Origin of the sequence: Actinoplanes subglobosus, from assembly GCF_042650585.1 — a bacterium.
GTDB classification, from domain to species: domain Bacteria; phylum Actinomycetota; class Actinomycetes; order Mycobacteriales; family Micromonosporaceae; genus Actinoplanes; species Actinoplanes subglobosus.
On record NZ_JBHSBL010000003.1, the window covers coordinates 143101 to 154590 of the forward strand.

The 11490-nt window shown below is 68.0% G+C and carries 9 protein-coding genes; 6 read left to right on the forward strand and 3 right to left on the reverse strand.

Annotation, left to right across the window (positions count from 1 at the left end; translation table 11 throughout):
• The first annotated feature begins 2 nt into the window (after positions 1 to 2).
• Positions 3 to 350, forward strand: a complete 348-nt coding sequence (locus ACFO0C_RS02715; protein WP_378064860.1) for an STAS domain-containing protein — start codon at positions 3 to 5, stop codon at positions 348 to 350.
• Between the two features lie 323 nt (positions 351 to 673).
• Entirely contained in the window at positions 674 to 1477 is an 804-nt protein-coding gene (locus tag ACFO0C_RS02720; RefSeq protein WP_378064861.1) for an HAD family hydrolase, read from the forward strand.
• A gap of 460 nt (positions 1478 to 1937) precedes the next feature.
• Here ACFO0C_RS02720 and ACFO0C_RS02725 read toward each other — a convergent pair whose 3' ends face one another.
• Together ACFO0C_RS02725 and ACFO0C_RS02730 are read right to left on the reverse strand one after the other, a co-directional pair.
• Positions 1938 to 2411: a PH domain-containing protein gene (locus ACFO0C_RS02725; RefSeq protein ID WP_378064862.1), complete on the reverse strand. Its 474-nt coding sequence runs from the start codon at positions 2409 to 2411 to the stop codon at positions 1938 to 1940.
• Positions 2412 to 2431: 20 nt separating this feature from the next.
• Positions 2432 to 3163: an oxidoreductase gene (locus ACFO0C_RS02730; RefSeq protein ID WP_378064863.1), complete on the reverse strand. Its 732-nt coding sequence runs from the start codon at positions 3161 to 3163 to the stop codon at positions 2432 to 2434.
• Between the two features lie 213 nt (positions 3164 to 3376).
• Here ACFO0C_RS02730 and acs point away from each other — a divergent pair, with 213 nt between their 5' ends.
• The 4 genes from acs to ACFO0C_RS02750 all read left to right on the forward strand — a co-directional run bounded on the left by acs (position 3377) and on the right by ACFO0C_RS02750 (position 9589).
• A complete protein-coding gene (gene acs, locus ACFO0C_RS02735) occupies positions 3377 to 5338 on the forward strand; it encodes an acetate--CoA ligase (protein WP_378064864.1) in 1962 nt (653 codons plus the stop codon).
• A 289-nt stretch (positions 5339 to 5627) separates the two neighbouring features.
• Complete coding sequence (locus ACFO0C_RS02740) at positions 5628 to 7985, forward strand: immune inhibitor A domain-containing protein (protein ID WP_378064978.1); 2358 nt, start codon at positions 5628 to 5630, stop codon at positions 7983 to 7985.
• Between the two features lie 116 nt (positions 7986 to 8101).
• Entirely contained in the window at positions 8102 to 8596 is a 495-nt protein-coding gene (locus ACFO0C_RS02745; RefSeq protein ID WP_378064865.1) for a hypothetical protein, read from the forward strand.
• Positions 8597 to 8662: 66 nt separating this feature from the next.
• Positions 8663 to 9589, forward strand: coding sequence for an alpha/beta fold hydrolase (locus tag ACFO0C_RS02750; protein ID WP_378064866.1), 927 nt, complete (start codon positions 8663 to 8665; stop codon positions 9587 to 9589).
• 973 nt (positions 9590 to 10562) lie between these two features.
• On the opposite strand, the gene ACFO0C_RS02755 is transcribed toward ACFO0C_RS02750, so the two are convergent.
• Positions 10563 to 11084 carry a hypothetical protein gene (locus ACFO0C_RS02755; RefSeq protein WP_378064867.1) on the reverse strand — a complete coding sequence of 174 codons (522 nt, stop codon included), beginning with the start codon at positions 11082 to 11084 and terminating at the stop codon, positions 10563 to 10565.
• Positions 11085 to 11490 lie beyond the last annotated feature (406 nt).

Here is an 11490-nt window from a genome sequence, read left to right on the forward strand (position 1 = left end):
GCATGGAGAACTCGATCCGCACGACGCTCGCCGACGACGGCACGGTCACCGTCACCGTGTCGGGCGAGATCGACTTCTCGAACGCGGACGAGGTGGCCCGCGGCCTGACCGATGCCGTGACCGACTGGTCGCCGCCGACGCTGGTGGTGGACCTGCGCAATGCCACGTTCATCGATTCGACGGGCCTGGGTGCGCTGATCGAGGGTTACCGCGCGGCGGTCGCGGCGGGCATCGATTTCCGGGTGGTCAATCCGAGCGACACGTTCCGCCGGGTGCTGACGGTGACCGGCCTCTCCGACTTCTTCGGACTGATCGAGGCGGCCGAGCCGTCACGGGCGACCGGCACGTGAAAGGGAACGGCCCCCGTCGGGGGAGACGGGGGCCGTCCTGGGATTCGGCTCCGGGGGGGTCGAGCCGAATCACCCGGTGACCGCGGGGGGCGCGATCACCGAGGTCTGAATTGCGAGGTTTTTGGTAACCGGTTGAAGCGGGAACAACACACACCTCGTAGCAAACACAAGTTTGCCTCAGGATCACGCTCCGCGTCGAGTACCGAATGTCGCCGACTGGCCCGGCTCCTACCTGTCTGACCGATTTCACAGGCTGTCACCGATGGGCGCGTCGCCCGTACGGGACAGCCGGCGGATGCGGGGTGCGGCTACACTTTCGGCCCGTGGGGCTGAGTGCCGCATTTTTCGACCTCGACAAGACCGTCATCGCCAAGTCCAGTGCGCTGGCCTTCGGACGGCCTTTCTATCGGGATGGGCTGATCAGCCGGCGCGACGTGGTGAAGACCGCCTATGCACAGTTGATGTTCCGGCTGGGTGGGGGCACCGACGAGCAGTCCATGGCCCGCACTCGCGACTACATGGCCGCCCTCTGCAAGGGCTGGCGTGTGGAGCAGGTTCAGCAGATCGTCGCCGAGACCCTCGGCACTCTGATCAATCCCTACGTCTATGCCGAGGCGGCCGCTCTGATCGCCGAGCATCAGGCGGCTGGGCGAGATGTGGTTCTCGTCTCAGCTTCCGGCGACGAGATGGTCCGCCCGATCGGGGCACTGCTCGGCATCACCGATGTGATCGCGACGCGGATGGCGATCGCCGACGGGCGTTACAGCGGTGCGGTCGAGTTCTACGCGGCCGGCCCGGCCAAGGTCACCGGGGTGCGGCGGCTGGCCGACGAGCGTGGTTACGACCTTGCCGAGTGTTACGCCTATTCGGACTCCAGCAGTGATCTTCCGCTGCTGGAGGCGGTCGGCCATCCGAGTGCGGTCAATCCGGATCGCGCGTTGCGCCGCGTGGCCGCACTCCGCTCCTGGCCGATTCTCGAGTTCCGCAATCCGGTCCCTCTCGGCCGGCGTCTGCGCGACCGCCCGGCGGTGCCGGTCGCCGCGGCACTCGGCGTCGGCGTGGGCGTTGCCATCGGCGTCGCACTTTACGGTCGCCATCGGCGGACCCGCGCGGCTGCGGTCGCTTAAGACCCTCATTTTGTACGGCTACGAAAGTCCCGGGGCTGTCCCCGCGAGGTGGCTGCAGCTCCGGACCGAAACGCGTCCGCCGGGCTGATGCGGCCCAAGACGAGCGGTGTGCCCACCCGCGCAAACGACGGTGGGCGCGCGGTTGGCCGTACCGGAAACGGAAATTGGTCTGAGTTTTTCCTTTCGACCGGCTTTCTGCCTGAAATCTGGCGATCAAGCGGCGAGCGGCGTAGAAATGAGTCGCGGGCCCGGAACCATCGGGCACCGTGCACGGCCACCGGGAACCCACGCGCGATCAGCCACGGCAGGCACGTTGCGGCGGGACCTCCGCTCTCCGGGGCGCTGGACCGTCGACAACGACTCAGGTGCACGCTTGATAACCCGGTCCGGACGCGCACAGCCGGCGCCCCCGCGAGGGACGCCGGCTCTTCGGTCTCCGGGGCCAGGCCGTTTCCGGCGGTCAGCCCGCAGCAGCCTGGTGCCGCCGCCGGATCTCCTGGTAGACGGCTCGGAAGAGTTTGGGCCGGGCATGGAAGTCGACCCCCTGGGCCCACAACTCGGTGTTGACCGTGGCGCCGTCGTGCCGCTCGATCAGCACCGTCGTGTCCCGCTGGAGCTCCCACCGGCCGACCCGACGGGTGGCCTGGTGCAGGTGCACTCCCGCGATGTCACGCCAGCGCATGCTCCGGGACCGCAACAGGCCGCGGATCAGCACGCCCTCGCTGCTCACGTAGACGCCGTGCTGGATGATCCGCCAGGCGCCGATCACCCAGACCGCGGCGAGGACTACGGCGACCGCACGCATGCCGTGCCCGATCAGGTCGAACTGGCGGATCGACGCCCAGGTGAGCAGGGCGAGCGCGACAGCCTCCCAGACGATCACGAGCCAGCGGCCGGTGCCCGGCGGATAGGGACGGACCCAGTGCGAACCCACGCAAGAAAGTATGCCGCCGTTCAGACGGCGGCCAGGACCCCGTCGCCGATGACCCGGATCTCCTCGGCACCGGCGGTGATCGCCGCGGCGTAGTGCCGCAGCCACGAACGCACGCCGTCCGGGGTGCCGGTGGCATAGGCGCCGGCCGAACCGACGTACTCCGGCTCGCGGGCGAGGTGCCCGGCCTCGACGCCGACCAGGCCGCGGGGGTCGAAGCCGCGGGCGGTGAGGGTGAGGCGGGCCGCGGCCCGGGCGACGACACCGGCCGGGCCGGCGAACGGGCGCAGGGTGATCAGCTCGGCGTGGACGATGGCGGCGAGCAGCATCGGCGGGGTGGTCTCGTTACCGGCGACGAGACCGGCGAGCGCATCGATCCGCTCGGCGCCACCGATCAGCCGGCCGAGCTCGTGGTCGTGGACGACGCCACGGGCGGCGAGCACGTGGAGTTTGGCGAGCACCTGGCGGGGCGCGCGGGGCCAGAGGTCGACCAGGCCGGGCAGCGACTCGGCGACGCGGAGGGCGCCCTGCACGACCGGATCGGTGACCGTCCCGCCGCGGACCTCCTCCAGGTCGTATGTGTTGCCCTCCAGCGCCGCGCTGGCGACCGCGGCTCGGAGGCTGGCCTCGGCGGCGACCTGGCCACCGTGCCGGCGCAGAGCGCGGTGCTTGTGGGCGGCGTCGACGGCTTCTCGTGCGCTCGCGAAGGCGGGCGCGACCTCGGCGAGGTCGAGCAACGGGGCAAGTGGATCCACGTGAACACGGTAACCGGTAAAAGTGCGGAAACACGGGGTGCACAAACGAGCGCGGAACTGGCAAGATTCGCGCAGTAGTGAGCATCAATCAGCCAGTCGGCGCGCGCACCACACCACCGAGCGCGGGCTGGCGTGCAAACCTTCGCCGGGCCCACCGGCACAACTAGTGTTCAGTTGACGACAGACCCCGGTCACGGCAGAGGAGCCGCCCTCATGAGCGAGACATTGGAGAACCTGTACTCGGAGACGCGGCAGTTCCCGCCGCCCGCCGATCTCGCGGCGAACGCGAACGTCAAGGCTGACGCCTACGAGGAGGCCGCGGCCGACCGGCTCGCCTTCTGGGCGAAGCAGGCCGGGCGTCTGGCCTGGGCCAAGCCGTGGGACCAGATCCTGGACTGGTCCAACCCGCCGTTCGCCAAATGGTTCGTCGGCGGCGAGCTGAACATCGCGTACAACTGCGTGGACCGGCACGTCGAGGCCGGCCACGGTGACAAGGTCGCCATCCACTGGGAGGGCGAGCCCGGGGACACGCGCACCGTCACCTACGCCGAGCTGCTCAAACTCGTGAGCCAGGCCGCCAACACCCTCACCGACCTCGGCGTGACCGCGGGCGACCGGGTGATGATCTACATGCCGATGATCCCGGAGGCCGCGGTCGCGATGCTGGCCTGCGCCCGGATCGGCGCCACCCACAGTGTCGTGTTCGGCGGATTCTCGGTGGAGGCGCTGTCCACCCGGATCGACGACGCGGACGCCAAGGTGGTGATCACCGCCGACGGTGGTTACCGCCGGGGCAAGCCGTCGGCGCTCAAACCGACCGTGGACGAGGCGGTGGCCCGGACCAACCGCATCGAGCACGTGCTGGTGGTCCGCCGGACCGGCCAGGAGGTCGCCTGGACCGACAAGGACAAGTGGTGGCACGAGACGGTCGAGCAGGCCAGCCCCTCGCACGAGGCGCAGGCGTTCGACTCGGAGCACCCGCTCTTCATCCTCTACACCTCGGGCACGACGGGTAAGCCGAAGGGCATCCTGCACACCACCGGTGGTTACCTGACCCAGGCCTCGTACACCCACCACGCCGTCTTCGACCTCAAGCCGGAGACCGACGTCTACTGGTGCACCGCCGACATCGGCTGGGTGACCGGTCACTCGTACATCGTCTACGGGCCGCTCTCCAACGGCGCGACCCAGGTGATGTACGAGGGCACGCCGGACACCCCGGACCGTGGCCGGTTCTGGCAGATCGTCGACAAGTACAAGGTGTCGATCCTCTACACCGCGCCGACGCTGATCCGCACCATGATGAAGTGGGGCGACGACATCCCAGCGAAGTACGACCTGTCGTCGCTGCGGGTCCTCGGCAGCGTGGGCGAGCCGATCAACCCGGAGGCCTGGATCTGGTACCGGGAGAACGTCGGCCGTGAGCGCACCCCGATCGTGGACACCTGGTGGCAGACCGAGACCGGCGCGATCATGATTTCACCGCTGCCGGGCGTGACCGCCGCGAAGCCGGGTTCGGCGATGACCGCACTGCCCGGCATCGGTGCCGACGTGATCGACGACCAGGCCCAGTCGGTGCCGAACGGCGGCGGTGGTTTCCTGGTCCTGACCGAGCCGTGGCCGTCGATGCTGCGCACCATCTGGGGTGACGACCAGCGGTTCATCGACACCTACTGGTCCCGCTTCGAGGGGTACTACTTCGCCGGCGACGGCGCGAAGAAGGATGAGGACGGCGCGCTCTGGCTGCTCGGCCGGGTCGACGACGTCATGCTGGTGTCCGGTCACAACATCTCCACCACCGAGGTGGAGTCGGCGCTCGTGTCGCACCCGTCGGTGGCCGAGGCCGCGGTGGTCGGCGCGACCGACCCGACGACCGGTCAGGCGATCGTCGCGTTCACCATCCCGCGGGGCAATGTGGACACTTCGGGCGAGGCCGGCGAAGCTCTGATCAAGGACCTGCGCGACCACGTGGCCAAGACGCTCGGCCCGATCGCCAAGCCGCGTCAGATCATGCTCGTCCCCGAGCTGCCGAAGACCCGGTCCGGGAAGATCATGCGGCGACTGCTGCGTGACGTGGCGGAGAACCGGTCGCTCGGTGACGTACAGACACTTCAGGACTCAACCGTGATGGATCTGATCTCGTCGGGCCTGAAGACTGCCAAACCCGAAGACTGACGGCAATTAATAAAGGCTGGTGACAGAACTATGTCACCAGCCTTTTGTCGTATTTGCCGGTCCCCGTGCTATGGCCGGACCATATTGGGTAACCATTGGTCATCAATATGCTTGGCGATCCCCGAACATCGTTTGGTTTGCATACGTTCACCTGAGTCCCGAACGACGGGACCGTTTCACGCCGGACGCCCGTACCCCAGTGTTCCGGCTGGCGAAAGCGGAGGTAAACGTAGTGCGCAAGGTGGTCGCAGGACTGCTCGGCGCCGCGGTCGTGACGAGTGTCGGGGCGATGGCGCCGACGTTCGCCATGGCGGCGCCCCCCTCGGACCCAGCGCCGGCTGCGCGGGCCAGCGAGTCCGCCCTGGTCGACGACCATGACCTGCCCAACCCTCTCGAGGAGAAGCGCCGCGCCCTGCGCGAGCAGGCCGTCTCCGAGGTGGTCAGCGGCAAGGCCAAGGTCGAGACCGTGAACGGCAGCAAAGTCGTCAAGCTCGGTAAGACCTACGGCAACGGGGGCTTCGGCCACCCGGGCAAGAACCAGTACGTCGAGCTCGCTCGGGAGAAGACCGACAAGATCTTCGTCATCCTGACCGAGTTCGGTAACGAGCGGCACCCGAACTTCCCGGACAAGGACACGACGACGCAGTTCGCCGGCCCCTCGACGTTCGAGGGCCCGCTGCACAACGCGATCCCGGAGCCGGACCGGAAGGTCGACAACTCCACCATCTGGCAGGCGGACTACTCGCCCGAGTACTTCCGGAAGCTGTACTTCGGCACCGGCAAGAACACCGAGTCGGTCAAGACCTACTTCGAGGAGCAGTCGTCCGGTCGCTACAGCGTCGACGGCCAGGTCTCCGACTGGGTCAAGGTCAAGTACAACGAGGCGCGGTACGGCCGGTCGAGCGACAACCCGACCGACGAGAACGGTGACGACCCCGCCGTCTGCGCGAGCAGCAACTGCACCAACGTGTGGGAGCTGGTCAAGGACGGCGTGAACCAGTGGTACGCGGACCAGCTGGCCTCCGGCAAGACCGAGGCCCAGGTCAACGCCGCGCTCGCTGAGTACGACGTCTACGACCGTTACGACTACAACGGCAACGGCAACTTCAACGAGCCCGACGGCTACCTGGACCACTTCCAGATCGTCCACTCCGGCGGCGACCAGGCCGACGGTGACCCGTACCAGGGTGAGGACGCCATCTGGAGCCACCGTTGGTACGCCTACTCCAGCAGTGCCGGTGTGACCGGCCCGGCCTTCAACAAGCTGGGTGGCGCCAAGGTCGGCAGCAGCAACCTGTGGGTCGGTGACTACACCGTCCAGCCCGAGAACGGCGGCCTCAGCGTCTTCGTTCACGAGTACACCCACGACCTCGGTCTGCCGGACGACTACGACACCAGTGGTCTGGGCGACAACAACAGCGAGTACTGGACCCTGATGGCGCAGAGCCGTCTGAGCGCCAAGAACGACCAGGGCATCGGTACCCGCCCCGGCGACCTGGGCGCGTGGAACAAGCTCCAGCTCGGGTGGCTGAACTACGAGACGGTCAAGGCCGGTGACAAGAAGGTCATCAACCTCGGCCCCGAGGAGTACAACACCAAGAAGAAGCAGGCCGTCGTGGTGAACCTGCCCGACAAGCCGGTCACGACCGAGCTCGGTGCCCCGTTCGCCGGCAGCAAGCAGTTCTTCTCCGGTAACGCCGACGACCTGAACGTCGCGCTCACCAAGTCGGTCGACCTGACCGGCAAGAGCTCCGCGAGCTTCTCGCTCAAGGGCCGGTACGCGATCGAGGCCGACTACGACTACCTCTACGCCGAGGTGTCGACTGACGGTGGCGCGAACTGGACCAAGCTCAACGGCACCGCCGCCGGTGCTCCGTTCGTCGCGGACGGTGCCGGCAACCCGGCGATCAGTGGCTCCTCCGACGGTGCCTGGGTCGACATCAACGTGCCGCTGGACGCGTACGTGGGCAAGAAGTTCGACCTGCGCCTGCACTACGTGACCGACGGTGGTGTCTCCGAGGGCGGCTTCTTCGGTGACGAGCTGACCGTGACCGCGGACGGCGCCGCCATCTCCACCGAGGGCGCCGAGGGCACCTCGACCTGGACGCTCGGCGGGTTCACGATCGAGGGCTCCACGATCACCAGCACCTACCCGAACTACTACATCGCCGGTTACCGCAGCTACACCTCGTACGACAAGTACCTGGCGACCGGCCCGTACAACTTCGGCTGGGCGAACACCAAGCCGGACTGGGTGGAGCACTACAACTACCAGACCGGTCTGCTGGTCTCCTACTGGGACACCTCGCAGGTCGACAACAACACCAACGTGCACCCGGGCGAGGGTCGTAACCTGTACATCGACGCTCACCCGAAGCCGAACCTGAACCCGACCGGGGTTCCGTGGCGGTCGCGGGTCCAGGTGTACGACGCTCCGTTCAGCCTCTACCCGACCGACGGGATGACGCTGCATCTGAACGGCGCGAAGTCGGTCGTCAAGCCGCAGTTCGGTGACCCGATCTTCAACGACAAGGACAAGTACTTCTACGAGGAGCTGCCGAACCACGGCGTCAAGCTCCCCGCCGTCGGCGTCAAGATCGCGGTTCTGAGCCAGGTCGGCACCTCGATGACGGTGGCCGTCTACTGATCCACGCACGACAAGGCGGGGCCCGGGGCAACCCGGGCGCCGTCCGTGTTTGACGGAACCGGACCAACCCGCGATTCGTCCCATCTTCTACGCCTTACGCGGGAAGGATGAGTTTCATGCGCACTCATGCAACGTTCCGGATCGGCCTGGCCGTCGCGGCCGGAGCGATCATCGCCGGTTGTGCGAACGGTTCGGAGTCACCGGCGACGTCCTCGTCCTCCACCCCCACCAGCGCTCCCCCGCCCTCGGCGGCGCCCTCCTCGGTCCCGGCACCGTCCAGCCCGGCCACCGAGTCGACGACGGCACCGGCCGGGGAACCGCCCACCGGGAAACCACTCCCGACGATCACACTGACCGACAAGCCGCCCAAGGAACCCACCGACCAGCAGCCGAGCACCGGCTGGGTGGCCGGGATGGTCACGCGGGGAGGCAAAGGCCCGTGCTACGGCCTGATCGCCGACGACGGTCAGCGGTACGCCCTCTACTCCACCGCCGGCACCGAGATGACCCAGGGCGACCGGGTGAAGGTCCAGCTCGAGACCACACCGATCCGCATCTACTGCGGGCCCGGCACATTGATGGCGATGACCGGCTACGAGCGGATCAAATGATCACGGTGCGGCTCCATTTCGCCACTGCCCGACGTCATGCGTGACAGCGGAGCCTAGGCTGACGACATGGGTGGTCGGGTGGACGAGTCGTGTGTGCTGACGGAGGGGCCGTGGAGGCACCGTTTCGTCGGCGCCAACGGCTCCCGCTTCCACGTCGCCGAGGTCGGCACCGGCCCGCTCGTGCTCTTTCTGCACGGCTTCCCCGAGTTCTGGTGGGCCTGGCACGACGTCATGGTCCGGGTCGCTGACGCGGGCTTCCGGGCCGCCGCGATCGACCTGCGCGGTTACGGTGCGAGCGACAAGCCCCCGCGCGGCTATGACGGCTACACGATGGCCGCCGACGTCACCGGTCTGATCCGTGCACTGGGCGAGCGATCGGCGACTGTGGTCGGGGCCGGCGCCGGCGGCATGATCGGCTGGGCGGCCGCCTCGTTCCATCCCAAGCTGGTCAACAGGCTGGTGGTGCTCGGCGCCGCACACCCGTTGCGGTTGCGGGCCGCCCTCTTCGCCGACCCCCGGGGGCAGCTCGCCGCCTCGTCGACGGTCGTGCGCTTCCAGGTGCCACGTTTCGAGCACGTGCTGACCCGTGACGACGCGGCCCTGGTGGGTGAGCTGATGACACGGTGGAGCAGCCCGCGGTGGGCGGCCACACCGGAGTTCGCCGATTACGTCGCGCGGTGCCGGGAGGCCATGCAGATCCCGCAGGCGTCGTTCTGCGCCCTGGAGGCGTACAGGTGGGTCGCCCGGAGCGCCCTGCGACTCCAGGGATATCGGTTCGTGAAGCTGATGCAGCGCCCGTCGAGCGTGCCGACGCTGCAGCTGCACGGCGCGCTGGACACGGCGGTTCTACCCCGGACAGCGCAGGGGTCGGGACGTTACGTGACCGCGCCGTACGAGTGGCGGCTGTTGCCCGAGGTCGGGCATTTCCTGCACCAGGAAGCACCGGACGTGGTGACCGGCGAGATCCTCCGGTGGCTGAAAACCCCGTCCTGATTTTCCGCTTATGATCACCTTAAGTGGTCATTAATAGATCAACTAGGGCGCCGATCTGTCCTATTCTCACCGTCGGTTGCGGTTGATCCCGCTCCCATCTGTGACTCACGGTAGTCGTTCGCGACTGGAGATCGGGAGGCCCCATGCCTCGGGAACACACCCGGGAACTCGCCGTCCACGCCGCTGGCCGGCATGCCCGCCAGCGGCGTCGTGGGCCCGGCCGCTCTCCCGTCGAGCGCCATCCGGCCCGACATCTCCTCGACTGAAACTCTCTCGCCCCCTACCTGATTCGCCACCCACCCCCACCGGACTCCCCACCCAGCACCACCCAATTCCCCAATATCTCCCCATCCCCACCGTCGCCACGTCCCCACGGCTCCCACCGTCCCCACGTCCCCACCGCTCCCACTGCCCCCACGCCCCCGCCGCTCCCACTGTCCCCACCGCTCCCACGCCCCCGCCGCTCCCACTGTCCCCACCGCCCCACTGTTCCCGCTGTTCCCACCGGTTCCCACTGCCCCCTCCGTCCCCGCTGCTCCCGCTGTTCCCGCTGTTCCCGCTGTTCCCGCTGCTCCCGCTGTTCCCGCTGTTCCCGCTGTTCCCGCTGTTCCCGCTGTTCCCGCTGTTCCCGCTGTTCCCGCTGTTCCCGCTGTTCCCGCTGTTCCCACTGTCCCCACCGGATCAGGCCAGCCCGGTCCCCAACCCGGATCGGCCACAGATCTGGCGGATGCCGGGGCCGAACCCCTTTCGTCATCGGCCCCGGCGTCCGCCACCGCCGCCTCGTCGTTCCGGCGCGATCCCCCTGCTCCCGCCGCGAGCGACGACCGGTCCGGCCGTACCACCGATGCTGGCGACCATTCCTTCTCTCCTCAGGTCGCCGACCATCCGGAACGGTCGACGGGCTCCCCGCCTCCCAGGCGGGGAGCCCCACCTTTTCCACAGAGTTATCCACAGCCTGTACGCCGCCGTCGCCTCAGTTGATCAAGCCGAATAGCGTCACGAGCGCGGTGGAGCACATCGAAGCTCTCACTCGCGTGCTGGCGGCCGTGACGAGACTCAAGTGGTTTCGGCAACAGGGCCTTCGGCCGAGGCCGTAGCCGAGGCCGAGGCCGTAGCCGAGGCCGTAGCCGAGGCCGTAGCCCAGGCCGTAGCCGAGGCCGTAGCCGAGGCCGTAGCCCAGGCCGTAGCCCAGGCCGTAGCCGAGGCCGTAGCCCAGGCCGTAGCCCAGGCCGTAGCCGAGGCCGTAGCCGAGGCCTAGACAGACATCGCTTCGGCCGTGGCCGAGACAGACATCGACGGTGCAGCGGGTGGTTACGCAGGCGACAACGAGCGCCGAATGTCGGCCACCACGGGCGCCACCCAGCAAGGTCAATGCCGCTGAGTTCCAGCGCCACTCTGCTGCGGCGGCAGCGAGGTGACCTGCGGCAACATAGGTGGCCGGAAACCCGGGAACCATGACGGGTCGCTGCGGGCTGGCGCTGGAGGTCAGCGACACGTGGCACTCGGTGGCACCGACAGAACCGAGCAGGCCCCGACCGCACCGGACACCGGCGGCTGAGGTGACCTCGCCTGGACGGCAGCGCCTCCGGGGCTGACTCCCGTCGATCTCGGCCGGTTGGCCGCCCACTGGCGAATCGACCAGAATCGTGTAAAGGATGGACGCCGTGAGCATGGCCATCCGGTTGGTGGGTGGATCTTGTCCAGCTGGCTCTCACCGCCGCCTCAGGCGAGCGGAGACGCCACTGAGAGCCCGCCGGATCGTCGTCAATGCCGTTCAGCTCAAATTGATCAAGGCATCAACCTGCCCGTGCCGAAACCGTCGGTCCCAACGCAGAACCGGATCTCGACCTCGAAAGATGTCCAGACCGAACGCCTCTCGGTCTGCGTTTCGCGCCGGTCGG

What these genes read in the sequence shown, in the direction of transcription:
- ACFO0C_RS02750 (WP_378064866.1), top strand. Translation starts at nt 8,663, where the DNA reads ATGGGTGGTCGGGTGGACGAGTCGTGTGTGCTGACGGAGGGGCCGTGG.
- ACFO0C_RS02745 (WP_378064865.1), top strand. Translation starts at nt 8,102, where the DNA reads ATGCGCACTCATGCAACGTTCCGGATCGGCCTGGCCGTCGCGGCCGGA.
- ACFO0C_RS02740 (WP_378064978.1), top strand. Translation starts at nt 5,628, where the DNA reads ATGGCGCCGACGTTCGCCATGGCGGCGCCCCCCTCGGACCCAGCGCCG.
- acs (WP_378064864.1), top strand. Translation starts at nt 3,377, where the DNA reads ATGAGCGAGACATTGGAGAACCTGTACTCGGAGACGCGGCAGTTCCCG.
- ACFO0C_RS02715 (WP_378064860.1), top strand. Translation starts at nt 3, where the DNA reads ATGGAGAACTCGATCCGCACGACGCTCGCCGACGACGGCACGGTCACC.